22 protein-coding genes and 1 pseudogene are annotated in these 24,589 nt (G+C 72.4%); 7 read left to right on the top strand and 16 right to left on the bottom strand.

The genetic code is table 11. The features are described 5' to 3' along the window. Positions 1-44: 44 nt before the first annotated feature. Positions 45-2,570, bottom strand: coding sequence for an ATP-dependent Clp protease ATP-binding subunit (locus ACIQ6Y_RS15975; RefSeq protein WP_404038184.1), 2,526 nt, complete (start codon positions 2,568-2,570; stop codon positions 45-47). Positions 2,571-3,000: 430 nt separating this feature from the next. Between ACIQ6Y_RS15975 and ACIQ6Y_RS15970 the strand changes: the two genes are divergently transcribed. Next, a complete protein-coding gene (locus tag ACIQ6Y_RS15970; protein ID WP_404038181.1) occupies positions 3,001-3,642 on the top strand; it encodes an SCO3374 family protein in 642 nt (213 codons plus the stop codon). Here ACIQ6Y_RS15970 and ACIQ6Y_RS15965 read toward each other — a convergent pair. The 10 genes from ACIQ6Y_RS15965 to ACIQ6Y_RS15920 form a co-directional block, all read right to left on the bottom strand. Then, complete coding sequence (locus tag ACIQ6Y_RS15965) at positions 3,621-3,956, bottom strand: Lsr2 family protein (protein ID WP_404038178.1); 336 nt, start codon at positions 3,954-3,956, stop codon at positions 3,621-3,623. The genes ACIQ6Y_RS15970 and ACIQ6Y_RS15965 overlap by 22 nt on opposite strands. Positions 3,957-4,267: 311 nt before the next feature. Next, a complete protein-coding gene (locus tag ACIQ6Y_RS15960) occupies positions 4,268-4,801 on the bottom strand; it encodes an amino-acid N-acetyltransferase (protein WP_404038175.1) in 534 nt (177 codons plus the stop codon). A gap of 9 nt (positions 4,802-4,810) precedes the next feature. Beyond that, entirely contained in the window at positions 4,811-5,242 is a 432-nt protein-coding gene (locus ACIQ6Y_RS15955; protein ID WP_404038172.1) for a BlaI/MecI/CopY family transcriptional regulator, read from the bottom strand. A gap of 184 nt (positions 5,243-5,426) precedes the next feature. Continuing rightward, the gene (locus ACIQ6Y_RS15950; RefSeq protein ID WP_404038170.1) at positions 5,427-5,603 is read right to left on the bottom strand and encodes a hypothetical protein; all 177 of its coding nucleotides are present in this window, start codon (positions 5,601-5,603) and stop codon (positions 5,427-5,429) included. A gap of 80 nt (positions 5,604-5,683) precedes the next feature. Continuing rightward, a complete protein-coding gene (locus ACIQ6Y_RS15945) occupies positions 5,684-6,331 on the bottom strand; it encodes a hypothetical protein (protein WP_404038401.1) in 648 nt (215 codons plus the stop codon). A 159-nt stretch (positions 6,332-6,490) separates the two neighbouring features. Next, positions 6,491-7,288, bottom strand: coding sequence for a type III pantothenate kinase (locus ACIQ6Y_RS15940; RefSeq protein ID WP_404038168.1), 798 nt, complete (start codon positions 7,286-7,288; stop codon positions 6,491-6,493). A gap of 16 nt (positions 7,289-7,304) precedes the next feature. Further along, complete coding sequence (gene nadC, locus ACIQ6Y_RS15935; protein ID WP_404038165.1) at positions 7,305-8,273, bottom strand: carboxylating nicotinate-nucleotide diphosphorylase; 969 nt, start codon at positions 8,271-8,273, stop codon at positions 7,305-7,307. 5 nt (positions 8,274-8,278) lie between these two features. Then, positions 8,279-10,000 (bottom strand): L-aspartate oxidase, encoded by a 1,722-nt coding sequence (locus ACIQ6Y_RS15930; RefSeq protein WP_404038162.1) that lies wholly within the window; start codon positions 9,998-10,000, stop codon positions 8,279-8,281. After that, the gene (gene panC, locus ACIQ6Y_RS15925) at positions 9,997-10,989 is read right to left on the bottom strand and encodes a pantoate--beta-alanine ligase (RefSeq protein WP_404038159.1); all 993 of its coding nucleotides are present in this window, start codon (positions 10,987-10,989) and stop codon (positions 9,997-9,999) included. The genes ACIQ6Y_RS15930 and panC overlap by 4 nt, the downstream gene beginning before the upstream one ends. Continuing rightward, positions 10,986-11,921 carry a Rossmann-like and DUF2520 domain-containing protein gene (locus tag ACIQ6Y_RS15920; RefSeq protein WP_404038156.1) on the bottom strand — a complete coding sequence of 312 codons (936 nt, stop codon included), beginning with the start codon at positions 11,919-11,921 and terminating at the stop codon, positions 10,986-10,988. Before ACIQ6Y_RS15920 ends, panC begins: the two co-directional genes overlap by 4 nt. A gap of 184 nt (positions 11,922-12,105) precedes the next feature. On the opposite strand from ACIQ6Y_RS15920, the gene ACIQ6Y_RS15915 reads away from it, so the two are divergent. Further along, the gene (locus tag ACIQ6Y_RS15915; RefSeq protein WP_404038154.1) at positions 12,106-13,290 is read left to right on the top strand and encodes a threonine aldolase family protein; all 1,185 of its coding nucleotides are present in this window, start codon (positions 12,106-12,108) and stop codon (positions 13,288-13,290) included. A gap of 224 nt (positions 13,291-13,514) precedes the next feature. Next, positions 13,515-14,618: a DUF5937 family protein gene (locus tag ACIQ6Y_RS15910; protein WP_404038151.1), complete on the top strand. Its 1,104-nt coding sequence runs from the start codon at positions 13,515-13,517 to the stop codon at positions 14,616-14,618. A gap of 92 nt (positions 14,619-14,710) precedes the next feature. Here the strand turns inward: ACIQ6Y_RS15910 and ACIQ6Y_RS15905 are convergent, their stop codons facing one another. The 3 genes from ACIQ6Y_RS15905 to ACIQ6Y_RS15895 form a co-directional block, all read right to left on the bottom strand. Then, the gene (locus ACIQ6Y_RS15905; RefSeq protein WP_404038148.1) at positions 14,711-15,343 is read right to left on the bottom strand and encodes an AAA family ATPase; all 633 of its coding nucleotides are present in this window, start codon (positions 15,341-15,343) and stop codon (positions 14,711-14,713) included. A 31-nt stretch (positions 15,344-15,374) separates the two neighbouring features. Next, entirely contained in the window at positions 15,375-16,046 is a 672-nt protein-coding gene (locus tag ACIQ6Y_RS15900; protein ID WP_404038398.1) for a response regulator, read from the bottom strand. A 90-nt stretch (positions 16,047-16,136) separates the two neighbouring features. After that, positions 16,137-17,339, bottom strand: a complete 1,203-nt coding sequence (locus ACIQ6Y_RS15895; protein WP_404038145.1) for a sensor histidine kinase — start codon at positions 17,337-17,339, stop codon at positions 16,137-16,139. A gap of 177 nt (positions 17,340-17,516) precedes the next feature. Between ACIQ6Y_RS15895 and ACIQ6Y_RS15890 the strand changes: the two genes are divergently transcribed. After that, positions 17,517-18,527: an SAM-dependent methyltransferase gene (locus ACIQ6Y_RS15890; RefSeq protein ID WP_404038395.1), complete on the top strand. Its 1,011-nt coding sequence runs from the start codon at positions 17,517-17,519 to the stop codon at positions 18,525-18,527. Positions 18,528-18,539: 12 nt separating this feature from the next. Here ACIQ6Y_RS15890 and ACIQ6Y_RS15885 read toward each other — a convergent pair whose 3' ends face one another. Beyond that, positions 18,540-19,691, bottom strand: a complete 1,152-nt coding sequence (locus tag ACIQ6Y_RS15885; RefSeq protein WP_404038142.1) for an NADH-quinone oxidoreductase subunit D — start codon at positions 19,689-19,691, stop codon at positions 18,540-18,542. Positions 19,692-19,722: 31 nt separating this feature from the next. Here ACIQ6Y_RS15885 and ACIQ6Y_RS15880 point away from each other — a divergent pair, with 31 nt between their 5' ends. Further along, the gene (locus tag ACIQ6Y_RS15880) at positions 19,723-20,259 is read left to right on the top strand and encodes a PH domain-containing protein (protein WP_404038140.1); all 537 of its coding nucleotides are present in this window, start codon (positions 19,723-19,725) and stop codon (positions 20,257-20,259) included. A 44-nt stretch (positions 20,260-20,303) separates the two neighbouring features. Further along, positions 20,304-21,647 carry a PH domain-containing protein gene (locus ACIQ6Y_RS15875; RefSeq protein ID WP_404038393.1) on the top strand — a complete coding sequence of 448 codons (1,344 nt, stop codon included), beginning with the start codon at positions 20,304-20,306 and terminating at the stop codon, positions 21,645-21,647. Positions 21,648-21,710: 63 nt separating this feature from the next. Here the strand turns inward: ACIQ6Y_RS15875 and ACIQ6Y_RS15870 are convergent, their stop codons facing one another. Next, a complete protein-coding gene (locus ACIQ6Y_RS15870) occupies positions 21,711-23,033 on the bottom strand; it encodes a hypothetical protein (protein ID WP_404038137.1) in 1,323 nt (440 codons plus the stop codon). Positions 23,034-23,277: 244 nt separating this feature from the next. Between ACIQ6Y_RS15870 and ACIQ6Y_RS15865 the strand changes: the two are divergent. Beyond that, positions 23,278-24,589, top strand: a pseudogene (locus tag ACIQ6Y_RS15865) (phosphatidylglycerol lysyltransferase domain-containing protein); the annotation flags it as partial.

The following is a 24,589-nucleotide window of genomic DNA, read 5'->3' as shown; positions in this document are numbered from 1 at the left end:
ACCTGGAAAGGCACCGGCCCCTTCTACCGCTCAACCCCGAAGGGTCACGCGTCCTTGCTCAGGTTGGGTCCAGCCCCACCCGCAGCCTGCTCGATCGGCGGGACGTCGGGGAGGGAGGACTTCTCCTCGCCGCGGAAGGTGAAGGTCTGGGCCTCGCCCTCGCCCTCGGTGTCCACGACGACGATGTGGCCCGGACGCAGCTCGCCGAAGAGGATCTTCTCCGACAGCGTGTCCTCGACCTCGCGCTGGATCGTGCGACGCAGCGGACGCGCGCCCAGCACCGGGTCGTAGCCCTTCTTGGACAGCAGCTCCTTGGCGGACTGGGAGAGCTCGATGCCCATGTCCCGGTCCTTCAGGCGCTCGTCCACCTTGCCGATCATCAGGTCGACGATCCGCAGGATGTCGGCCTGGGTCAGCTGCGGGAAGACGACCACGTCGTCGACGCGGTTGAGGAACTCGGGCCGGAAGTGCTGCTTGAGCTCGTCCGAGACCTTGTTCTTCATGCGCTCGTAGTTGGTCTTCGTGTCACCCGAGGCCGCGAAGCCCAGGTTGAAGCCCTTGGAGATGTCCCGGGTGCCGAGGTTGGTCGTCATGATGATGACCGTGTTCTTGAAGTCCACGACCCGGCCCTGGGAGTCGGTCAGGCGACCGTCCTCCAGGATCTGCAGCAGCGAGTTGAAGATGTCCGGGTGGGCCTTCTCGACCTCGTCGAACAGAACGACGGAGAACGGCTTGCGGCGGACCTTCTCGGTCAGCTGGCCGCCCTCTTCGTAGCCCACGTAGCCGGGGGGCGAACCGAAGAGACGCGAGACCGTGTGCTTCTCGCTGAACTCCGACATGTCGAGGGAGATCAGCGCGTCCTCGTCGCCGAAGAGGAACTCGGCGAGCGCCTTGGACAGCTCGGTCTTACCGACACCGGACGGGCCGGCGAAGATGAACGAGCCACCGGGACGCTTCGGGTCCTTCAGACCGGCACGCGTACGGCGGATCGCCTTCGACAGCGCCTTGACGGCGTCGTTCTGGCCGATGACCCGCTTGTGGAGCTCGTCCTCCATGCGGAGCAGACGGGAGGACTCCTCCTCGGTCAGCTTGAAGACCGGGATGCCGGTGGCGGTGGCGAGGACCTCGGCGATCAGCTCGCCGTCGACCTCGGCGACGACGTCCATGTCGCCGGCCTTCCACTCCTTCTCCCGCTTGGCCTTGGCGGCCAGGAGCTGCTTCTCCTTGTCGCGCAGGGAGGCTGCCTTCTCGAAGTCCTGCGAGTCGATCGCGGACTCCTTGTCGCGGCGGACGCCGGCGATCTTCTCGTCGAACTCGCGCAGGTCCGGCGGCGCGGTCATCCGGCGGATGCGCATCCGGGAACCGGCCTCGTCGATCAGGTCGATCGCCTTGTCCGGCAGGAAGCGGTCCGAGATGTAGCGGTCGGCCAGGGTGGCGGCCTGGACCAGCGCCTCGTCCGTGATGGAGACCCGGTGGTGGGCCTCGTACCGGTCGCGCAGACCCTTGAGGATCTCGATGGTGTGCGGCAGGGACGGCTCGGCGACCTGGATGGGCTGGAAGCGGCGCTCCAGGGCCGCGTCCTTCTCCAGGTGCTTGCGGTACTCGTCCAGCGTCGTCGCACCGATGGTCTGCAGCTCACCACGGGCCAGCATCGGCTTCAGGATGCTCGCGGCGTCGATCGCGCCCTCGGCGGCGCCCGCACCGACCAGCGTGTGCAGCTCGTCGATGAACAGGATGATGTCGCCGCGGGTGCGGATCTCCTTGAGGACCTTCTTCAGGCGCTCCTCGAAGTCACCGCGGTACCGGGAGCCGGCGACCAGCGCGCCGAGGTCCAGGGTGTAGAGGTGCTTGTCCTTGAGGGTCTCGGGCACCTCGCCCTTGACGATGGCCTGGGCGAGGCCCTCGACGACGGCGGTCTTGCCGACGCCGGGCTCACCGATGAGGACCGGGTTGTTCTTGGTGCGGCGGGACAGCACCTGCATGACCCGCTCGATCTCCTTCTCGCGCCCGATGACCGGGTCGAGCTTGGACTCACGAGCGGCCTGGGTGAGGTTCCGGCCGAACTGGTCGAGGACCAGGGACGTGGAGGGGGTGCCCTCGGCAGGACCGCCGGCGGTGGCGGTCTCCTTGCCCTGGTAACCGGAGAGCAGCTGGATCACCTGCTGCCGCACGCGGTTCAGATCTGCGCCCAGCTTGACCAGGACCTGGGCGGCGACGCCCTCGCCCTCACGGATCAGGCCGAGCAGGATGTGCTCCGTGCCGATGTAGTTGTGGCCCAGCTGAAGCGCCTCGCGGAGCGACAGCTCCAGCACCTTCTTGGCACGGGGGGTGAAGGGGATGTGGCCCGAGGGCGCCTGCTGGCCCTGGCCGATGATCTCCTCCACCTGCTGGCGGACCGCCTCGAGCGAAATCCCGAGGCTCTCAAGGGCCTTGGCGGCGACACCCTCACCCTCGTGGATCAGGCCCAGGAGGATGTGCTCGGTGCCGATGTAGTTGTGGTTGAGCATCCGGGCTTCTTCCTGAGCCAGGACGACAACCCGCCGCGCGCGGTCGGTGAACCTCTCGAACATCGTTAATCGCTCCTCAGAGCGGTCAGGCAGTGGGGGGAACTTCCCCTCCCTGTCCTTCCGCAGCTTAGTCCCGCAAGCGGGGACCGCTCATTCCAACTGCCGACACCGTCGATGGCCTCCTGACCCCTGACGCCGACATCTGCTCCAACCCGATGGTGCGAGACGATGTTCCCGCAGGCCAGGCAGTTACCCCACTCGCCACTACGCCGATGGCGAACGTGAGACGTCCTTTCCCGCGCGTCGCCCCCTCCCACTAGGGATGTCTTACCCGCTGGGACTGACACTCCATGCCGTGCGCCCCCTTTCCCTCCGCTACGGGCGAACAACCTTGCGCCTCCCCGCACGCCCACACGCCCCCTCGTCCGGCACTCTTCGCACACGTCGGAACACCCAGCGTAACTCCGGGGCCGTTTCGGCGGTTGCACTTGTCATGGTTGGCGCAGTCCCGCCGGCGACCCCGGCGCCTCCGGTCTCCCCGACGGTCCCGCTTCCCCGCCGGGCGCCCGAGGCGAGCGCCCATGTCCGGCGGTGGTACGAGAACGAACTGGGCTGGGCGACAGTGCCCGGCGATCCGGTACTACTTTCCGTAGGTCTGCGCTTCGACGTCCTGGACGTACCGATGGAGGCCGGAATCGCCGCCCTGCGGCATCTGCGGCCCGGTTCCCCGGTGGCCGTGTGCGGCGGGCGGATGTGGCTGCTGGCGGCCCCGGGAAGCGCCGAGGAGCTGCCCGGTCTGCTGGACTGGCTGGAGTGGGGCGCACTGTCCCCGGACGTCATGGCGATCGGTCCGGGCGGGCTCGTCCAGGCTCCGCCGCCCGCCGAGCCGGACGCGGTCGCCGCGGGCTTGTCAGGGGCGGGTGCGCGACCGGGCCGGCCCGGTGCGCTGCAGGGGGCCGCTTGGCTGCGGCCCCCCGTGCCGGGGTGCGAGGTCGAGGCCTCGCTGCCGACGCTGTCGGCCCTGGGGGGCGTACAGGACGCCCCGGATCTCGTGCGGGTGGTGGAGACGGTGGCCACGCAGTGCCACCGGATCCGGCTGCGGCGAGCGGGTGCTCAGCCGTTGGCCTTCTCGTAGGCCTCGCGGATGGACGCGGGAACGCGGCCGCGGTCGTTGACCTCGTAACCGTTCTCCTTGGCCCACGCGCGGATCGCCGCGGTGTCCTGGCTGCCACCGGAAGCGGCACGCGTCTTTGCACGGCCACCCGAAGCGCGGCCACCGGTGCGCCGGCCACCCTTCACGTAGGGGTCGAGAAGGCTGCGCAGCTTGTCCGCATTGGCAGTCGTGAGATCGATCTCGTACGTCTTGCCGTCCAGCGCGAACGTCACGGTCTCGTCGGCCTCGCCGCCGTCGAGGTCGTCGACAAGAAGGACCTGAACCTTCTGTGCCACCGGATTTCCTTTCATCGAAAACGTGAGGGCCGGGGGTCAGGCGTCCGCCGTTTCGCCGCCCCCTCTTATATGCAGTACTGCAGTACGTCGGAAAGCAAACCGCTTTTGCTGGAAAAACACAAACCCCCGGGAGAGGACCGACGGTCCGCCCCCGCCCCGGAAACATGCGCGTTTCGGACATAGGGGAAGGCAGGCAAGGAGGGGGCCGGCAAGAATACCGCCGCCTTAGCCGACCGCATACCCCTGGGGATACTTCCGCGCATACCTCGTGGCATACCCGGGGCATAGGCCGGGCATAGACCGGAGGGCGATCACAGATGCAGAAGCATCCGGCTGTTGCCCAAGGTGTTCGGTTTCACTCGTTCGAGACCGAGGAACTCCGCGACGCCCTCGTCGTAAGAACGCAGCAGCTCCGCGTAGACATCGGTGTCGACGGGTGTCTCGCCGATCTCCACGAAGCCGTGTCTGCCGAAGAAGTCGACTTCGAAGGTCAGGCAGAAAACGCGTCGAACGCCGAGCCAGCGCGCGGTCTCCAGCAACTTCTCCAGGACCCGGTGCCCGACGCCCGCGCCCTTCAGGCCCGGCCGCACCGCGAGGGTGCGGACTTCCGCGAGGTCTTCCCACATGACGTGCAGCGCACCGCAGCCGACCACCTCGGCGTTGTCGTCGCGTTCCGCGACCCAGAACTCCTGGATGTCCTCGTAAAGCGTCACGGTCGCTTTGTCGAGCAGGATGCCGCCTCGGACGTAGGCGTCAAGGAGTCGGCGCACGGCGGGGACATCGCTGGTCCGGGCCCGCCGGACGGTGATGGCTTTAGCGGAGACTTCGGGACTGTCTGCTGACATGAGCGGACGCTATCGCCCGTCGCCCTCCGGTGCCGAGCCGGGGTTGTCCTCGGTGGTCTCTCGGGATGGTTCGACGGGTCGTACGGGTTCGGCGGCTTCCGCGGGTTCGACGGATTCCGGTCCTTGGACGATCCGTACGGCGTCCGTGAGAGCCTGTCGCTGTTCGTCGCTCATCATCCCGAAGAAGGCGACGAGAGCGGCGGCGGGGTTGTCGCTCTGCGCCCAGGCGTCGTTCATCAGGGCAGCGGCGTAGGCGGCGCGGGTGGAGACCGCCTCATATCGATAGGCCCGGCCTTCCGCCTCACGGCGCACCCAGCCCTTCTGATGGAGATTGTCCAAAACGGTCATCACCGTGGTGTAGGCGATCGACCGTTCCTGCTGAAGGTCTTCCAGGACTTCTCGAACGGTCACCGGGCGGTTCCACTTCCACACCCGCGTCATGACCGCGTCTTCGAGTTCTCCCAATGGGCGAGGCACAGCTCAGACAATAGTGGGAGATCACGGCGATCGCGTGACGGACGTGCGCGATGGCCGTCAAACCGCAACAAAAAGGGCGTACGGCTCGCCAGGTGACCGCATCGGCCTCACCTGGCGGTCGTACGCCGAAGTGGTGGGCGCCCGAGGGTCAGGCGTCGGCGCCCGTGGCGGGACGGGCGTTCTCCACCCGCTGGAGCGCGGCGTCCACGGCCGCGTCCTCCTTGGCCTTCTGGGCGCCGCCCTGGGTCTTCACGATCACCCGGATCACGCCGATGAAGAACACGGCCATCACGACCGGGGGCAGCAGCGCGGAGAGGTAGTCCATGACTCCAGAGTAGCCACGCACACGCGTGTGCCCGCTCCGGGGTGGAGCGGGCACACGAACGGCACTCGGGCGGTGGGGCCTCAGCCCGCGGCCATCTGCTGCGGCGGACCGGCGGGCGGCTGCGGCTTGCGCCGCGGGAAGACCTCACCCGGGGTGGGAACGGGGCGACGGACCGGCTCGGAGGGGCCGGGCCTGGGCGCGGCGGGCTTGTCCGCGGGCCGCTCGGCGGGCTTCTCCCCCGGCTTCCTCTCGGACGCCTCGGCGACGCCTCGCCCCGCACGCCCGCCCGGCAGGGCGAGCAGCCGCGTACGGGACTGCGGCACCAGCGGGGCGGCGGCGAAGGCCGGGGCGGCCGTACGCCGGGCGAGACGCGCCCGTACGTCCTGCTCCGCGAGCACCTGGCAGCGCTCCAGCAGGGCCGCTGCGACGGGACTGCCGCGCAGGGCGCGCAGCGCGGCGAGGTCGTCGGGCTCCGGGCGATGCCCCGCCGCCAGCACCTCCTCCAGCAGTGCGAGATAGCCGGCCGCGGTACCGGGCAGGGCGGCCCGGTAGCGGGCCAGATCGGCCACCAGGAACGCCCGCAGCCGGGCCCCCTCCCGCATCGCCTCGTCGAGCGATTCGGCGAGGCGATGGCAGTCCTGGACGTCCTGGGCCGAGACGGGACGGGGATGAAGGGCGAGGGCGAGAGCACGGCGGAGCACACGCAGCTCCTCCGCGCCGAACGCCATGCCGCCGCGGGATCCGTATGGCGTGGGCATGCGGCGACAATACGCGCTAATCAGACAAACAGGACCTTACTGGGGTCATGACACGCACGGACGCCCCCAAAGGGGCGCGGGCTGTTCCCCTATGCGGCTCCGCCGCGGCGGGCGCGACCGGCCCGTCACTCACATACGCGCCACGTTCCGCTCGTACACCAGCCGCAGCCCGATCAGCGTCAGCCACGGCTCGTGCTCGTCGATCACCGAGGACTCCCCGAGGACCATGGGCGCGAGCCCACCCGTGGCGATCACCGTCACGTCCTCGGGGTCCTCCGCCAGCTCCCGCGCCATCCGGCTCACCACGCCGTCGACCTGTCCGGCGAACCCGTAGACGATCCCCGCCTGCATCGCCTCGACCGTGTTCTTGCCGATGACGCTGCGCGGGCGTGCCACCTCGATCTTGCGCAGCTGGGCGCCCTTGACGCCGAGCGCCTCGACGGAGATCTCGATGCCGGGCGCGATGACCCCGCCGACGTACTCCCCGCGCGCGGAGACCGCGTCGAACGTCGTCGCCGTACCGAAGTCGACGACGATGGCCGGGCCGCCGTAGAGGTCGACGGCGGCGACCGCGTTGATGATGCGGTCCGCGCCGACCTCCTTGGGATTGTCGGTGAGGATCGGCACGCCCGTCTTCACGCCGGGCTCGACCAGGACCGCGGGGACGTCGCCGTAGTAGCGGCGGGTGACCTCGCGCAGCTCGTGCAGGACCGAGGGGACGGTCGCGCAGATGGCGATGCCGTCGATGCCGTCGCCCAGCTCGTCGCCGAGCAGCGGGTGCATGCCCATCAGGCCCTGGAGCAGCACGGCCAGTTCGTCGGCCGTACGGCGGGCGTCGGTCGAGATCCGCCAGTGCTCGACGATGTCCTCGCCGTCGAACAGGCCGAGCACGGTGTGCGTGTTGCCTACGTCGATCGTCAGCAGCATGGCCGGTCCCGCTCCCTTACTCCGCCGCTCGCAGGTCCAGGCCGATGTCGAGGATCGGCGAGGAGTGGGTCAGGGCGCCGACCGCGAGGTAGTCCACGCCGGTGTCCGCGTACGCCTTGGCGTTGTCCAGGGTGAGCCGGCCCGACGCCTCCAGTGCGGCGCGGCCGTGCACCAGGGCGACGGCCTCCTCGCACTCGCCGGGCGTGAAGTTGTCCAGCAGGATCAGGTCCGCGCCCGCGTCGACGACCTCGCGCAGCTGGTGCAGGGTGTCGACCTCGACCTCGATCGGCACGTCCGGGAAGGCCTCCCGTACGGCCTTGAAGGCCTGGGCGACGCCGCCGGCCGCGACGACGTGGTTGTCCTTGACCAGGGCCGCGTCCGACAGGGACATGCGGTGGTTGACGCCGCCGCCGCAGCGCACGGCGAACTTCTCCAGCGAGCGCAGGCCCGGCGTGGTCTTGCGGGTGTCACGCACGCGTGCGGAGGTGCCTTCCAGGGCGTCGGCCCACGCGCGCGTGGCGGTGGCGATGCCGGACAGGCGGCACAGCAGGTTGAGCGCGCTGCGCTCGGCGGTGAGCAGGTCGCGGGTGCGGGTGGTGACCGACAGCAGCTTCTGCCCGGCCTCCACGCGGTCGCCGTCCTCGACGTGCCGCTCGACCTCGAACTCGTCGGCGGCGACGATCGACACGACCGCCTCGGCGACCCTCAGGCCCGCCACGACGCCCGCCTCACGGGCGACGAAGTCGGCGGTGGCCACCGCGTCCTCGGGGATGGTCGCGACGGTCGTCACGTCGACGCCGCCGGCCAGGTCCTCCTGGATGGCGACGTTGGCGATGTCCTCGATCTCTACGGGATCGAGCCCGGCGTCGGCCAGCAGCTGGGCGAGGGCGGGGTCGAGCCCGCTCTCCAGGTACTCCGCGTCGCCGCAGGCGCAGCCGTCGCCGCAGCCGCCTTCGTCGGCGAGGGGAAGGTCGGTGTCGCTCACTTCTGTCACTGCTCCTGAGAAGGCCGGTGCTGCCGGGTCGGGGGAAAGTCTGCGGTGTCGGTGGTACGCACGGCGAGCGTGCGGTCCGGATTCAGCCGTACGACGATATGGCGGCGCCAGTTCGCGTCGTCGCGGTCGGCGGCGTCCTCGCGCCAGTGGCAGCCGCGGGTCTCCTCGCGCAGCCGGGCGGCGGCCACCAGGACTCGGCCGACGCACAGGAGGTTGGTGGCCTCCCAGGTGTCGACGCCGGGTTCGGCGGTCTTGCCGTTCTCGTCGAGGGCGTCGCGGGCCTCGCTGTGCAGCCGCTGAAGCTGCTCGGCCGCCTGCTGGAGGGAATCGGCCGAGCGCAGGACGCCCGCGCCCGCGGTCATGATCCGCTGGATGGCGAACCGGGCCTCGGCGGGCTGGAGCGGGTGCTCCGGCGTCTGCGGGTACGGCACGGGTTCGGGCACACGCGCGTGCAGGGCGTTCTCCGCGTGGCTCGCGGCGATGTCGGCGGCGATGCGCTCGGCGTAGACCAGGCCCTCCAGCAGGGAGTTGGAGGCGAGCCGGTTGGCGCCGTGCACACCGGTGCAGGCGACCTCGCCGCACGCGTACAGGCCGGGGACGGTCGTACGGCCGTGGGAGTCGGTGCGGACGCCGCCGGAGGCGTAGTGGGCGGCCGGGGCGACCGGGACGGGCTCGGTGACCGGGTCGATGCCGTGGGCGCGGCAGGCGGCGAGGATCGTCGGGAAGCGGTGCTCCCACATCTCGGCGCCGAAGTGCCGGGCGTCGAGGTACATGTGCTCGGCGCCCTGCTCGTGCATGCGGCGCATGATGCCCTTGGCGACGATGTCGCGCGGGGCCAGCTCGGCCAGCTCGTGCTGTCCGATCATGAAGCGCACGCCGTCGGCGTCGACCAGGTGCGCGCCCTCACCGCGTACGGCCTCGGAGACCAGCGGCTGCTGGCCCTCCGCGTCCGGGCCGAGGAACAGCACGGTCGGGTGGAACTGCACGAACTCCAGGTCGGAGACCTCCGCGCCCGCGCGCAGGGCGAGGGCCACGCCGTCACCGGTGGACACGGACGGGTTGGTGGTGGCGGAGAAGACCTGGCCCATGCCGCCGGTCGCCAGGACCACGGCCGGCGCGTGCACGGCGCCCACGCCGTCGTGCTGGCCCTCGCCCATCACATGCAGCGTGACCCCGGCCGTGCGGCCGTCGGCGTCGGTCAGCAGGTCCAGGACGAGCGCGTTCTCGACGGTGCGCATGCCACGCGCGCGTACCGCCTCGACGAGGGCGCGGGAGATCTCCGCGCCGGTCGCGTCACCGCCCGCGTGGGCGATACGGCGGCGGTGGTGGCCGCCCTCGCGGGTCAGCTCGATGCCGCCCTCGTCGTCGGTGTCGAACGCGGCGCCGGTCGCGATCAGCCGGCGTACGGCGTCGGGGCCCTCGGTGACGAGGATGCGCACGGCCTCCTCGTCGCACAGTCCTGCGCCCGCGACCAGGGTGTCGTCCAGGTGCTGCTCGGGGGTGTCGCCCTCGCCGAGGGCCGCGGCGATGCCGCCCTGGGCCCAGCGGGTGGAGCCGTCGTCGAGGCGGGCCTTGGTGACCACGACCGTGCTCAGCCCGGCGGCCTCGCAGCGCAGGGCCGCGGTCAGGCCCGCCACGCCGGAGCCCACCACCACCACGTCGGCGTCGATCGACCAGCCCGGCGCGGGCGCGTGCAGTCGTATGCCTGTGCTCGTCACGAGGCGGCTCCGAAGGTGAGGGGCAGGTTGTCGATCAGCCGGGTCGTGCCGACCCGCGCGGCGACGGCGAGGACCGCCTCGCCGGTGAAGTCGTCGTCGATCTCGGTGAAGTCGGCCGGGTCGACGAGCGCGAGGTAGTCCAGCTCCAGCGGCGGGTCGACGCGGGCGGCCTCGTCCAGGACGAGCCGGGCGGCCGCGCGGACGGCGGACGCGGCGCCCGGTACGGCCTGGGCGACGGCGTGCGCGTCGGCGGCCGCGCGGGACTCCCCTATGGCGCTGAGCGCCTCGGCACGCGCGTGCGTGGCGGGCACCGCCAGGGCACGCGCGCGCAGCGCCTCCTGCGCGGCGTGCCGGTCGCGTCCCGCGAACAGCGCGCGGGACAGCGCGAGCGCGGTACGCCGCTCCGCCGGGGACAGGTAGCGGTTGCGGCTGGACAGGGCCAGGCCGTCGTCCTCGCGCACGGTCGGTACGCCGACGATGTCCACGCCGAAGTTCAGGTCGCGGACCATGCGCCGGATCAGGGCGAGCTGCTGGGCGTCCTTCTGCCCGAAGAACGCCACGTCGGGCCGGGTGAGGTGGAGCAGCTTGGCGACGACGGTGAGCATGCCGTCGAAGTGGCCGGGCCGCGAGGAACCCTCCAGGCGCTCGCCCATCGGGCCCGCGGTGATGCGCACCTGCGGCTCACCGCCCGGGTAGACCTCCTCGACCGAGGGCGCGAACACGACGTCGGCTCCGGCCTGCTCGCAGACCTTCAGGTCGGCGTCCAAGGTGCGCGGATAGCGGTCGAGGTCCTCGCCCTTGCCGAACTGCAGCGGGTTGACGAAGACGGTGACGACGACCTCGCCGTCGGGCCCGGCGACCTCCCGCGCGGTGCGGATCAGGGTGGCATGGCCCTCGTGCAGGGCGCCCATGGTCATCACCACGGCGCGGCGGCCCGCACGCGCGCGTGCGGACAGTTCGGCGGCGGTGCGCTGCAGGGTGATGGTCATCGGGCGTCTCCTTCGGCGCCGTAGCTCTTGGCCTCGTTCGCGAGTACCCCGAGCAGGTCCTCGGCGAGCTCCGCCTTCAGCAGGCCGGACGCGAGCGCCCGGTCCGCGGTCGCGCGGGCCATCGCCAGATAGCCGGCGACCGTCGTCGGCGCGTGCTTGCGCAGCTCGCTCACATGGGCGGCGACCGTGCCCGCGTCCCCGCGCGCGACAGGGCCGGTCAGGGCCGCGTCACCGGAGCGCAGGGCGTTGTCCAGGGCGGCGCCGAGCAGCGGGCCGAGCATCCGGTCGGGGGCGGCGACACCGGCGGTGCGCAGCAGCTCCATCGACTGGGCGACCAGGGTGACCAGGTGGTTCGCCCCCAGGGCGAGGGCCGCGTGGTAGAGCGGGCGGTTGTCCTCGGCGATCCACTCCGGCTCGCCGCCCATCTCGATCACCAGGGCCTCTGCGGCCATCCGCAGCTCCTCGGGCGCGGTCACGCCGAACGAGCAGCCCGCCAGGCGCTGCACGTCGACCGGCGTGCCGGTGAACGTCATCGCCGGGTGCAGGGCCAGCGGCAGCGCGCCCGCGCGCAGGGCGGGGTCGAGCACCTTGGCGCCGTAGCGGCCGGAGGTGTGCACCAGGAGCTGGCCCGGGCGCACGGCGCCGGTGTCGGCGAGGCCCTGGACCAGACCGGGCAGGGTGTCGTCGGGAACGGTGAGCAGAACCAGGTCGGCGCGCTGGAGCACCTCGGCCGGCGGCACGACCGGCACGTCGGGCAGCATGTCGGCGGCCCGGCGCCGGGAGGCGTCGGAGACGGCGGAGACGGCCACCGGGTGATGCCCGGCGAGCTGGAGGGACGCGGCGAGCGCGGGGCCCACGCGGCCGGCGCCGACGACGCCGACGGCGAGCCGCGCGGGGCGGTCCTTCGGGTCTGGTTGTTGGACTGTACTCACGCGACGGTGGCCTTCCCGTTCCAGTCCGCTCGGGGTACCGGACGATTTCTCGTCATGTTAACGCGATCGTGTCGAGGGGTGTCCGGTCATCCACAGGCTGTGGGTTTCGCCACGTCGCCCGCGCGCGTGAGGGGGAGGTGAAATCCCGGTGCCCGCTCAGGGCGGAGAAGGCATGATCCCGCGCATGAGCGACGTGGCGGAACACAAGGGCGAGCAGGACACACGATCGGCCGAGGAGCGGCTGCGCGACCGGCGCGACGCCGCGTACCGGCACGCGCGCGTGCTGTCGCGGCCCGGCTTCGGCGACTCGGTCCGCGCGCGGCTCGCCTGGCTGCAGGAGGCCGCGCCCGAGGTGTACGACCTGGACGAGCGCGCGGACATGTACGGCGACCGGATCGTGGAGGCCTTGGAGGAGCGGGTCGCGGGGCTGCTTGGCCAGGAGGCGGCGGCGTTCTTCCCGACCGGCACGATGGCCCAGCAGGTGGCGCTGCGCTGCTGGGCGGGCCGCACGGGCACGCCCACGGTCGCCCTGCACGGCCTCTCCCACCCGGAAGTGCATGAACGGGACGCCTTCAGCCTGGTCAGCGGGTTGCGCCCGCTGCGACTGACCTCCGAGTCACGGCTGCCCAGCGCCGCGGAGGTGCGGGACTTCGAGGAACCCTTCGGGACCCTGATGCTGGAACTGCCCCTTAGGGATGCCGGTTTCCTGCTGCCCACCTGGGAGGAGCTGACCGAACTGGTGGACGCCGCGCGCGAGCGGGAGGCGGTCGTCCACTTCGACGGGGCGCGCCTGTGGGAGTCCACCGAGCACTTCGGCCGGCCCCTGGACGAGATCGCGGGCCTCGCCGACACCGTCTACGTGTCGTTCTACAAGTCCCTCGACGGCTTCGGCGGCGCCGCACTCGCCGGCCCGAGGGCTCTCGTCGAGGAGGCGAAGGCCTGGCGGCACCGGTACGGCGGCATGATCTTCCAGCAGTTCCCGACCGTCCTGTCGGCACTGATCGGCCTGGAGCGGGAGCTGCCGCGCCTGCCCGAGTACGTGCGCCACGCGCGCGTGGTCGCCGCCGCACTGCGCGACGGCTTCGCCGCGGCGGGCGTGCCCTGGGCGCGCGTGCACCCCGAGGTGCCGCACATCCACCAGTTCCAGCTCTGGCTGCCGTACGACGCCCCGGTGCTCGCGGAGACGGCCGTACGCCAGGCCGAGGAGACCGGCACGTTCCTGCTGCCCGCGGGCTGGCAACCGGGCGGCCCGGGGCTGGCCTTCACCGAGGTGACCGTGCGGTCGGCGGGGCTGGAGTGGACGGCGGACGACGTGAAGGAGGCGGCGGAGGGGTTCGCGGCACGGCTGGTGGGCGGGGGCGGGCGGTAGGGCGGGCGGGGGCGGACCGCACCCCCGTGCGGGCGGTAGGGCGGGCGGGGACGGACCGCACCCCCATGCGGGCGGTAGGGCGGGGGGGGGACGGACCGCACCCCACCCCCGTACAGCCACCCCGGTGCCTCCTGGCCGCGCCCGGTCAGAGCGCGTGTCGCGTCGATTGACGGGTGGCGTCAATCGACGGCCGTGTTGTCAGTGGTGGGGTGCACCATGAGGGCATGAGCGTGAGCATCGATGTGACGGGCCTGCGGCCGGAGAGGGTCGCCTTCGTGCCCTCGCCCCTGGCCGAGCTCGGCATGGCGCTGCACGCCCTGTCTGAGCCGGCCCACCACCCCGGCCTGCAGGGCTGGGCCACAGGCGTCACCGCGCGGTTGGACCCGCACCTGGCCGACCGGATGTGCGAGGCCGACTTCCTGTGGCGGACGACGTTCTCGGACCTGTTCCTGCCGTTCGCGGGCCTGCCCGGCGGCGCGCTCCCGGGCGCCACGCTCGCCGAGGAGCTGGACCTGCTGGACAAGCTGACCGACGAGCAGTTCGTGGACGCGGCCCTCGAGTTCACGTGCATGGCCCAGTACGACACCCAGATCCCGGACATCCTGTCGAACCCCGAGGTGCGCCGCCGGGCCCTGGAGACCGCCTCCTCCCGCGGCCCCCAGCAGGTGCGCTTCACCAGACGCCTGCTCGACGACCCGCCCGCCGTGCGCGCCTGGCTGCGCCGCTTCCTCCAGGACTGCGACGAGGCCTTCTTCGCCGAGACCTGGTCGCGGCTGAGCCTCCAGCTGGCGGCGGACGCCCGGCACAAGACCGACGTGCTGCGCCGCCGCGGCCTGGCCGAGGCGCTGGCCGCGGTGTCCCCGGCGCTGACGCTGGACAAGGACGCCGGCCGGATCGTCGTGGACAAGGTCGTCGAGGGCCGTGCCGCCGCCGGTGCCGACGGTCTGCTCCTGGTGCCGACGAGCCTGGGCCGGCCGCATCTGAACGTGCTGCACCGCTACGGCTGGCAGCCCCTGCTGCACTACCCCGTCGGCTCGCCCGAGCTGTCCTGTCCGCCGTCCGTCGAGGAGCTCACCCTGCGGATGACCGCGCTGTCCCACCCGGTGCGCATGCGCCTGTGCCGTCACCTGGCCCGCAGCGCGTACACCACCAGCGATCTGGCGCAGGTCCACGGCATGACCGCCCCCGAGATATCCCGGCACCTCGGGGTGCTCAAGAAGGCGGGGCTGGTCAGCACGCGCCGGCGCGGACGCTATGTGCTGCACCAGCTCGACGTCTCCATGGTGGCGCGGCTGGGCAGCGACTTCCTGGAAGGCATCCTCCGGTAGCCGCGCGGCTCGGCCGAACCGCCGGTCGGGCCATCCGTCGGGCCATCAGTCGGGCGATCTGCCGGAGTCTGTCGGACCATCGGTCGGGACCGTCAGTCGAAGCGGATGTGCCGGATCCCCACCCGCGCCTGCCGCAGCCGGTTGCGCAGCACGCCCGCGGTGTTGGGCCGCAGCGTCAGCCCGGCCAGCACCGCGATGCGGTCGGCCGTCCTGGGCACGGTGGTGTGGTCGGTCCACAGATGCTCGGCGAACTCCGGCTCGCTCAGCCGCTCCAGGCACCGGTCGAGCTGGGAGACGGCCCAGCTCTCCCGGCGCAGGCCGGTGTTCTTCCCGGCGACGTACTGAAGGAGGTGCCCGAAGCCGCGCTCACGCAGTCGCTGCAGCACGGTCTCGCGTTCGGCGAGGAGAGTGAAGTGGCGTACGTCGTGGCCCAGTTCGCGCAGACGGCCCACCGTCTCGGCGAAGTGCCCGGGGTCGGTGACCGTCATCGGCGCGATCACCACGCCGTCGTGCTTGGTCAGGGCGAGGTCGAGGACCTCCACGACCCCGGCCCGCCAGGACGCCAGATCCTGGAAGTCTCCGCGCAGTTCGGGCGGGAGCATGCGGCGCAGGCCGAAGCCCGCGTGCTCGGGGTCGCAGATGACGCTGCCCGCAAGCCGGCGCTGAATCTCGTGTGCGGTCTGTGTCTTGCCGCCCCCGAAGGGGCCGTTGATCCACAGGAGCATGCGCAGAAGGTACCGGCGCGAGGGACGTCCGTCAGCCCTGTCCGCCCGCGCGCACGAGCCCCGTCTCGTAGGCGAGGACGACCACCTGCACCCGGTCCCGCAGGCCGAGCTTGGTCAGGATGCGGCCGACGTGCGTCTTCACGGTCGCCTCGGACAGCACGAGCCGGGCGGCGATCTCGCCGTTGGACAGGCCCTGCGCGACCAGCACCATGACCTCGCGCTCGCGGTCGGTGAGCCGCTCCAGCTCCTTGTGCCGGGGCTCGCCGCCGGTGGCGGGCAGCATCGGCGCGAAGCGGTCGAGCAGCCGGCGCGTGGTCGAGGGGGCCACGACCGCGTCGCCGCTGTGCACGGAGCGGATGGCGGCGAGGAGTTCGCCGGGCGGCACGTCCTTGAGCATGAAGCCGGAGGCGCCCGCCTTCAGCCCCGAGAAGGCGTACTCGTCGAGGTCGAAGGTGGTCAGGATGAGCACCTTGGGCGGGTTGGGGTCGGAGCAGATGCGGCGGGTGGTCTCCACGCCGTCCAGCTTCGGCATGCGTACGTCCATCAGGACCACGTCGACGGCGGTGGAGCGCAGCACCTGGAGGGCCTCGACGCCGTCACCCGCCTCGGCGACGACCTCCATGTCCGGCTGGGCGGCGAGCACCATCCGGAAACCGGTGCGCAGCAGCACCTGGTCGTCGACGAGCATCACGCGGATCGTCATCGGGTCCTCTTCCGTCTGTCTCACGTAGGGGTCCTGCGTCTGTCTCACGCAGGGGGTCTGACAGGTGTCAACAGGGGGCGTGCGGCGGCGTCAGTGCGCCGGTTTGAGCGGGAGCAGCGCGCTGATGCGGAATCCTCCGCCCGGGCGCGGGCCCGCGTCCAGCGTGCCGCCGACCATGCCGACGCGCTCGCGCATGCCGATCAGGCCGTGGCCCTGTCCGTCGGCGCCGCCCTCCTCGTACAGCTCGTGCGGGGCGCCCTTGCCGTCGTCCTCGACGAGCAGGCCGAGACCGTCGTCGAAGTAGACGAGACGTACGCTCGCGCCGGCGTTCGGGCCGCCGTGCTTGCGCGTGTTGGTGAGCGCCTCCTGCACGATCCGGTACGCCGTGAGCTCGACGCCGCTGGGCAGCGAGCGCGGAGTGCCCTCGATCTTGAAGTCGACGGGCAGTCCGGAGCCGCGGCACTGCTCGACCAGGTCCTCGATCTGCTCCACGTCGGGCTGCGGCACGTACTCCCCGGCCTCCTGGTGCTCGCCGGTGCGCAGTACGCCCAGCAGACGGCGCATCTCGGCGAGGGCCTGGCGGCCGGTGGAGGAGATCGTCTCCAGGGCCTTCTTGGCCTGGTCGGGAGCTGCGTCGAGGACGTAGGCGGCACCGTCGGCCTGCACCACCATCACCGAGACGTTGTGCGCGACGACGTCGTGCAGCTCGCGTGCGATCCGGGCGCGCTCGGCGGCGACCGCGACCTTCGCCTGCGCCTCGCGCTCCTTCTCCAGGCGGGCCGCGCGCTCCTCCAGCTGCGCGAAGTAGGCGCGGCGGGTGCGCAGCGAGTCGCCGAGCACCCAGGCCAGGGCGAACGGCACCGTCTGGAACACGGCGATGGCCAGGTTGCCGGCGGTGCTGGTGTCCGGGTGGTGCCAGCGGATCTGCGCCAGGGGTGCCGCGGCCAGCCCGCCGACCAGGCCGAAGCGGCGGGCCCAGGTCGCGCCGGTGGCGGCCACGGTGTAGACGATCACCAGCATCGCGAAGTTGGCGACGGTGGTCGACACGTTCAGCACCAGCTGCGCGACCCCGACCACTCCGGCCAGGACCAGCATCTTCTCCGGCATACGGCGGCGCAGCGCGACGACGAGGCTCAGCAGCAGCGAGACCGAGACGATGCGCCACGGCGCGTCGGTGCCGGTGCGATCCCCTTCGACCGATCCGCCCACCACCGAGAGCCCGAACAGGATGATCGCCCAGAAGGTGTCGACCCCGGTCGGGTGTCTGCGGAGGAAGTCATAGAGACGCTGCACGTAACCCAGAGTAGGGAAGCGCGAAGTGTGCCGGGGTCAACCGGAGGGCCGATCCGCGCCCGCCCCGTGTACTCCGCAAGGTGGAGGCCCCGCTCCCCTGTGCGTTTAGCCTGACGGCGTGAAGGCGAGGTGACGGGCGACGTGACGGGTGACGTAACAGGGGACGTGACGGGCAACGTGACCGACCAGGCGCTGGGCGCGGCGGGCGAGTGGCGCGGGTGGCGGGCGGCCACCCAGGCCGCGCTGTACGGGCCGGACGGCTTCTACCGCAGGCCGGAGGGCCCGGCCGGGCACTTCCGTACGTCCGTGCACGCCTCGCCGCTGTTCGCGCGGACCGTGGCCCGGCTGCTGGACCGGGTCGACCAGGCGCTGGGGCGGCCGCAGCGGCTGGACTTCGTCGACATGGCCGCGGGCCGGGGCGAGCTGGCGGCCGGGGTGCTCGCGGCGCTGCCCGCCGAGGTGGCGGCACGCGCGCGTGTGCACGCCGTCGAGATCGCCGGGCGCCCGGACGGTCTCGACCCCCGGATCGAGTGGCTCGCCGAGCCGCCGAGGGCCGTCACCGGGCTGCTGTTCGCCAACGAGTGGCTGGACAACGTCCCCGTGGAGGTCGCCGAGGTGGACGCCGCCGGTGTGCCGCGGCTGGTCCTCGTACGGGACGACGGGACGGAGCGGCTCGGGGAGCCGGTGTCGGGTGCCGACGCCGCGTGGCTGGCGCGCTGGTGGCCGCTGCCGGGCGAGGAGGGGCTGCGGGCCGAGATCGGGCGGCCTCGGGACGCGGCGTGGGCCGAGGCGGTCGCCTGTGTGGAGCGGGGGCTCGCGGTGGCGGTCGACTACGCGCACACCGCCGACGCGCGCCCCCCGTTCGGGACGCTCACCGGCTTCCGGGAGGGGCGCGAGACGGCGCCCGTGCCGGACGGGTCGTGCGATGTGACGGCGCACGTCGCGCTGGACGCGTGTGCGCTCCCCGAGGGGCGCCTGCTGTCCCAGCGTGCTGCCCTGCGCGCCCTGGACCTCACCGGCGCACGCCCCCCGCTCGCGCTCGCATCCACGAACCCCGCGGAGTACGTACGCGCCCTCGCGGGCGCCGGGGAAGCCGCCGAGCTCACCGCTCCGGGCGGCCTCGGCGACTTCGGCTGGCTGATCCAGCCGGTTGGAATTTCCAACCCACTGACGGAGCGGGCCCTCTGAGGCCCGTACGCCCTACTTGTCGATGTCGCCGACCACGAAGAACATCGAGCCCAGGATCGCCACCATGTCCGCCACCAGCGTGCCCGGCAGCAGCTCGGTGAGCGCCTGGATGTTGTTGTAGGAGGCCGAGCGCAGCTTCAGCCGGTACGGCGTCTTCTCGCCCTTGCTCACCAGGTAGTAGCCGTTGATGCCGAGCGGGTTCTCGGTCCACGCGTACGTGTGCCCCTCGGGTGCCTTCAGCACCTTGGGCAGCCGCTGGTTGATCGGGCCGGGCGCCAGCTCGGCGAGCCGGTCCAGGCAGGCGTCGGCCAGGTCCAGCGCGTTGTGCGTCTGCTCCAGCAGGCACTCGAACCGGGCGAGGCAGTCGCCCTCCTGCCGCGTGACCACCTTCAGGACGTCCTGCAGCTCCCCGTAGGCCAGGTACGGCTCGTCCCGGCGCAGGTCGAAGTCGACGCCCGAGGCGCGCGCGATGGGCCCGCTCACGCCGTACGCGTGCACGGCCTGCGGCGTCAGCTCCCCGACGCCGCGCGTGCGCCCGCGGAAGATCTCGTTGCCGAGGACCAGGTCGTCGAAGACGTCCATGCGCGAGCGCACCGCGGCGACGGCACCACGCGCGCGTGCGGCCCAGCCCGCGGGCAGGTCCTCCTTGAGGCCGCCGACGCGGTTGAACATGTAGTGCATGCGCCCGCCGGAGACCTCCTCCATGACGTTCTGGAGCACCTCGCGCTCGCGGAACGCGTAGAAGACCGGCGTGATGCCGCCCAGCTCCAGCGGGTAGGAGCCGAGGAACATCAGATGGTTGAGCACCCGGTTCAGCTCCGCCAGCAGGGTGCGCGTCCACACCGCGCGCTCGGGCACCTCCATGCCGAGCATGCGCTCCACCGCCAGGACGACGCCCAGCTCGTTGGAGAACGCCGACAGCCAGTCGTGGCGGTTGGCCAGCATGATGATCTGCCGGTAGTCGCGCGCCTCGAACAGCTTCTCCGCGCCCCGGTGCATATAGCCGATCACCGGCTCCGCGCTGGTGATGCGCTCGCCGTCCAGGAGCAGCTTGAGCCGCAGCACGCCGTGCGTCGACGGGTGCTGGGGCCCGATGTTGAGCACCATGTCGGTGCTCTCCGCGGCGCCACCGATTCCGACCATCGTCTCCGTCTGAGGAGTCATGCACACAGTCTCCCCTACGTACGCTGGCCGTATGGAGACGGGGAGCCCACGGGGCGGGGAAGCGGCGGGGGCCGGAACGGCCGCGCCGGCCGGGTCGGATCCGAGCGACGCGCAGTGGACCGGGCTGCCGCCGGGGCTGCTGCGGATGCGGCGGACGCTGCTGGTGCTCTGGCTGGGCCTCGCCGCGGTCGCGGCCGGTCTGCTGCTCGGCCTGCTCGCCGGGCCCGCCTGGGCGGCCTTCGCCCTGCTCCCGCCGGCGTTCATCGCCTGGGGCTGGGTGCTGCTCGGCCGCAACTGGCGCTCCTGGCGCTACGCCGAGCGCGCCGACGACCTGCTGATCAGCCGCGGCGTGCTGTGGCGCACGGTCACGGTCGTGCCGTACGGCCGTATGCAACTGGTCGAGGTCACCTCCGGGCCGCTCGAACGGCACTTCGGGCTGGCCAGCGTCCAGCTGCACACCGCGGCCGCAGCGACCGACGCCACGATTCCTGGCCTGGACCCGGCCGAGGCGGAACGCCTGCGCGACCGGCTCACCGAGCTGGGCCAGGCCCGATCGGCGGGCCTGTGAACGGGCCGGGGGCCGACGGGGGCGTACGGCCTGAGGAGGGCGTACTGCCCGAGGAAGGCGTACTGCCCGAGGAAGGCGTACGCCCCGAGGAGGGCGTCGTAGAGCGGCGGCTGCATCCCGTCACGCCGCTGCGGCGGGCCTGGGCGCCCATAGCCGTGGTCATCGGATGGGCCGTGCACGATCCGGGCCAGACGCAGCGCCAGCTGGAGCGGCTCACGACCACGACCCTGCTGATCGCCCTGGCCGTGGTCGTCCCGGCCGCAGCCCTCTACGGCTTCCTGACCTGGTGGTACACCCACTTCGCGGTCACCGGCGCCGAGCTGCGCATCCGCACGGGCCTGGTGTTCCGGCGCACCGCGCACATCCGCCTGGAGCGGATCCAGGCCGTCGACGTCAGCCGGCCGCTGCTCGCGCGGATCGCGGGCGTGGCGAAGCTGCGGCTGGACGTCGTAGGAGCCGACAAGAAGGACGAACTGGCCTTTCTGGGGGAGCGCGAGGCGCGTGCGCTCCGCGCGGAGCTGCTGGCGCGCGCCGCCGGTTTCGCGCCCGAGACGGCGCACGAAGTCGGCGAAGCGCCGGCGCGCAGACTGCTGCAGGTGCCCCCCGGCGTACTCGCCGGCTCGCTGCTGCTGACCGGCGCGACCTGGGGGGCGCTGGCCGCCGCGCTCGTCGTACCGCCGGTGCTGTGGGTGGCCACCCACAGCCTGTGGACAGTCCTCGCGACCGCGCTGCCGTTGCTGGGTGCGGCGGGCGCGAGCAGCGTGGGGCGGTTCGTCGCCGACTTCGACTGGACGGTCGCCGAGTCCCCGGACGGGCTGCGCATCGACCGCGGGCTGCTGGACCGCAGCCACGAGACGGTGCCGCCCGGCCGGGTGCAGACCGTGCGGATCGTGGAGCCGCTGCTCTGGCGGACGCGGGGCTGGGTGCGGGTGGAGCTGGACGTGGCCGGGTCCTCGAACTCCGTACTGGTGCCGGTCGCCCCGCGCGAGATCGCCGAGTCGCTCGTCGCGCGCGTGCTGCCCGGGGTGACCGTACCGCCGTATGCGTCGCTGTCCCGGCCGCCGCGGCGCGCGGGCCGGTGTGTGCCGGTGTGGTGGCGCGGGCACGGGCTCGCGGTCACCGACGCGGTGTTCGCCGCGCGGCGCGGGCTGCTGCGGCGCAGCCTCGACCTCGTCCCGCACGCCAAGGTGCAGAGCGTACGGCTCACCCAAGGGCCCTGGCAGCGCCTGTGGCGGCTCGCCGACGTCCATGTGGACACCGGCGCCGACAAGAGCGTCACGGCCCGGCTGCGGGACGCCGAGGAGGCGGCGCTGCTGCTGCGCGGCCAGGCGGAGCGGTCCCGCACCGGACGCCGGGACGCCCTGCCCGACCGGTGGATGACGCCGTGACGCCGTGACGCCGGAGGGCGGCACGCGTGTGCGTGCCGCCCTCCGGGACGTCGTGACCGCGTGTCAGGATGCCGCGCTGCGCAGCCCCTGGACGTCGATCTGCTCGGTCTCGTCGTGCGCGGTCAGGTCGATCACCTGGCCGACGGCCCGGGTCTCCTCGCCCGCCGGGCGGAACCGCGCCTCGGACTCGGCCTTGTGCAGATCGAGCGCCTCCTGGCCGACGACGTCGGCGAGGTCCTCGTTCTGCACCGCCGCGAGCGCCGCGGGCTCCGGCGCCTTGGTGCCGAAGAAGTCGAAACCGCCCTCGACCGTCGGACGCCGCGCGGGAGCGGCCGGTACGACGGCCACGGCGGTCGGCACGGCGAAGTGACCGCCGACGGGCTGCGGGGCGGGGTCGGCGGGGGCCTGGACGTCCCCGGCCTGCTGGGCCTCCGTGGTCTGTTGGGCGTCCTGGTTGCTGCCCTGGCTTTCCTCGCTGCCGTGGCCTTCCTCGCTGCCCTGGCTTTCCTCGCTGCCCTGCGGGGAGGTGCGTACGTCCGTGGCGGTGTCGGGCGCGCGGTCCCGCGCGGGGGTCGAGGCCTCGACCTGCGGGGCGTTCGGGGCGGCGGCCGCGCGCTCGTGACCGGCGGCCGCCTCGGTCTTCCCCTGCGCCTCGTCCTCCGGCGCGGCCTCCGCAGCGGGGCCGTCGGTGCCGCCGTTCCCCGCAGGGGCGGCGGTCTTCGCAGGGGTCCTGCCGTCGCCGGCGAAACGGCTCAGGGCGGCGTTCGCCCGCAGGAACAGCTGCGAACCCTCCGGCGAGAACACCCCGGGCCGCTCGGGCTGCGCCACGCGCGCGTGGTCGGCCTCGGCGGTGTCGGGCTGCCGCGAGGCCGCCTCCACCTCGGCGGGCCGGGGCGCCGGTACGGGCGGCAGCGCCGCACGCGCGGGTGCGCCGGACTCGAGCTCCAGCAGGCGGCGGCCCTCCAGCGCGCTGGCCCGCTCGGTCTCCGCCGTGGCGTAACGGCGTAGCAGGGCCGCGTGTTCGTTGCGCAGCTTCGCCAGCTCCGCGCGCTTCGCCCGCAGCCGCTGCTCGAGCTTGCCGCGCAGTTCGCGCGACTCGTCGAGGTCGGACTCCAGTTCGGCGACCCGCTCCTCATGGCGCCACTCGTCGCTCGCACGCGCGCGTGCGAGATCGGCGACCTGCTTGCCCGCCTGTGTGTCCCAACGGCGCATGACCACCGCGCCGGTGACCGCGGTGACCGCGGCCACGGCGGCGAGGGAGCGCAGCAGCGCCGCTTCCGTGAACACCCAGGGGCCGAGCGCGCAGACGACGGAGACGCCTGCGATCGCCGACGGCGGCAGCAGCCTGTGCAGAGGCGGGGAATGGCGGTGACGTCCACGTGGCATGGCCAGAAACTTACCGCGCGTAGGCGAGTCGTGGTGCCCTGGGTCACAAAAACACAGGCACACCAGAGCCTTCACAGGGCATCAGGCATTCACGACGCGAGGGCAGGTGCGCGAGCCGAGTGAACCTCCCTTGCGAACTCACCGTCCTAGAGGGCGCAATGTCGCCGGATGCCCGAATCGGGCACCGGCACCGAGCCCTCTCGCGGAACCACGGGAAGCGATGTCTGCCAGGGAAGAACAGGACATGACGGGCAGGGCCCCGGCCCCGCCCGGCGGCACACGGCACCTGCCGCGCGGTCCACGCCCGGAGTCCGTGCCCGTCCTCGTCGCCCGCGCGGGCACGCTGGTGGGGTTGCTGGACATCGCCGCCGGCGTCGTCCCGGGCTTCCGGTACAGCCGTATGCACACCCTCGCCGAGGTACTTCCGGGCGCGCTCGGCCCGTTCGCCGCCGCGCTGTCGCTGAGCGCCGGTGTGCTGCTGCTTCTGCTGGCGCACGGTCTGAAGCGCGGCAAGCGGCGGGCCTGGCGCGCCGCCGTCGTGCTGCTGCCCCTCGGTGCCTTCGCCCAGTTCACCTACCGCAGTTCCGTCCTCGGCGTGGTCGTCCCGCTGGCCCTGCTCTGGCTGCTGCTGCGGCACCGCGAGCAGTTCGCCGCGCTGCCCGACCCGCGCGGACGCCGGCACGCGCTCGCCAACTTCGTCCTGATGGGCGCCTTCTCGGTCGTGCTCGGGCTGGTCGTGGTCAGCGCCCACCCCGGCCGTACGGTCGGCAACCCCAGCCTCGCCGACCGCCTCGCCCACGTCCTGTACGGCCTGTTCGGCCTCGACGGACCCGTCGACTACCGCGGCACCACCTCCTGGACGGTCGCCTTCTCCCTCGGCGCCCTCGGCCTGCTCACCGCCGTCACCACCCTCTACCTCGCCCTGCGCCCCGAGCACCCCGCCGCCCGTCTCACCCCCGAGGACGAGACCCGGCTGCGCGCCCTGCTGGAACAGCACGGCGGCCGCGACTCCCTCGGCCACTTCGCGCTGCGCCGCGACAAGGCCGTCGTGTTCTCCCCCAGCGGCAAGGCCGCCGTCACCTACCGCGTCGTCTCCGGTGTGATGCTCGCCAGCGGCGACCCCATCGGCGACGTCGAGGCCTGGCCCGGCGCCATCGAACGCTTCATGGACGAGGCCCGCGCCCACTCCTGGACCCCCGCCGTCATGGGCTGCTCCGAGACCGGCGGACAGGTGTGGACCCGCGAGACCGGCCTGGACGCCCTCGAACCGGGCGACGAGGCGGTGGTGGACACCGCGGATTTCTCCCTGGCCGGCCGCCCGATGCGCAATGTGCGCCAGATGGTCGAGCGCATCGAGCGCGCCGGTTACGAAACCCGGGTACGACGTGTCCCCGACCTCGGTGACACCGAGCTGGAGCGCATCCGGCGCGCCGCCGACGACTGGCGCGGCACCGCCACCGAGCGCGGCTTCTCCATGCCCCTGGGCAGGGTCGGCGACCGGCCGACGGTGACTGCCTGATCGCCACAGCCCACCTCGCCGACCGCGACCGCCTGAA

The sequence above is a fragment of the Streptomyces sp. NPDC096205 genome, assembly GCF_044763135.1.
Lineage (GTDB): Bacteria > Actinomycetota > Actinomycetes > Streptomycetales > Streptomycetaceae > Streptomyces.
The sequence above is the reverse complement of the archived record's forward strand: the minus strand, read 5'-3'. Positions and strand labels throughout refer to the sequence as shown.

Coding starts and splice junctions, on each gene's coding strand:
- panC (WP_404038159.1), bottom strand. CDS start 10,989: ATGACCATCACCCTGCAGCGCACCGCCGCCGAACTGTCCGCACGCGCG.
- ACIQ6Y_RS15880 (WP_404038140.1), top strand. CDS start 19,723: ATGGAGACGGGGAGCCCACGGGGCGGGGAAGCGGCGGGGGCCGGAACG.
- ACIQ6Y_RS15915 (WP_404038154.1), top strand. CDS start 12,106: ATGAGCGACGTGGCGGAACACAAGGGCGAGCAGGACACACGATCGGCC.
- ACIQ6Y_RS15960 (WP_404038175.1), bottom strand. CDS start 4,801: ATGTCAGCAGACAGTCCCGAAGTCTCCGCTAAAGCCATCACCGTCCGG.
- ACIQ6Y_RS15940 (WP_404038168.1), bottom strand. CDS start 7,288: ATGCTGCTGACGATCGACGTAGGCAACACGCACACCGTGCTCGGCCTG.
- ACIQ6Y_RS15900 (WP_404038398.1), bottom strand. CDS start 16,046: ATGACGATCCGCGTGATGCTCGTCGACGACCAGGTGCTGCTGCGCACC.
- ACIQ6Y_RS15905 (WP_404038148.1), bottom strand. CDS start 15,343: ATGCTCCTGTGGATCAACGGCCCCTTCGGGGGCGGCAAGACACAGACC.
- ACIQ6Y_RS15975 (WP_404038184.1), bottom strand. CDS start 2,570: ATGTTCGAGAGGTTCACCGACCGCGCGCGGCGGGTTGTCGTCCTGGCT.
- ACIQ6Y_RS15945 (WP_404038401.1), bottom strand. CDS start 6,331: ATGGCGTTCGGCGCGGAGGAGCTGCGTGTGCTCCGCCGTGCTCTCGCC.
- ACIQ6Y_RS15870 (WP_404038137.1), bottom strand. CDS start 23,033: ATGCCACGTGGACGTCACCGCCATTCCCCGCCTCTGCACAGGCTGCTG.
- ACIQ6Y_RS15970 (WP_404038181.1), top strand. CDS start 3,001: ATGGTTGGCGCAGTCCCGCCGGCGACCCCGGCGCCTCCGGTCTCCCCG.
- ACIQ6Y_RS15885 (WP_404038142.1), bottom strand. CDS start 19,691: ATGACTCCTCAGACGGAGACGATGGTCGGAATCGGTGGCGCCGCGGAG.
- ACIQ6Y_RS15955 (WP_404038172.1), bottom strand. CDS start 5,242: ATGACGCGGGTGTGGAAGTGGAACCGCCCGGTGACCGTTCGAGAAGTC.
- ACIQ6Y_RS15950 (WP_404038170.1), bottom strand. CDS start 5,603: ATGGACTACCTCTCCGCGCTGCTGCCCCCGGTCGTGATGGCCGTGTTC.
- ACIQ6Y_RS15910 (WP_404038151.1), top strand. CDS start 13,515: ATGAGCGTGAGCATCGATGTGACGGGCCTGCGGCCGGAGAGGGTCGCC.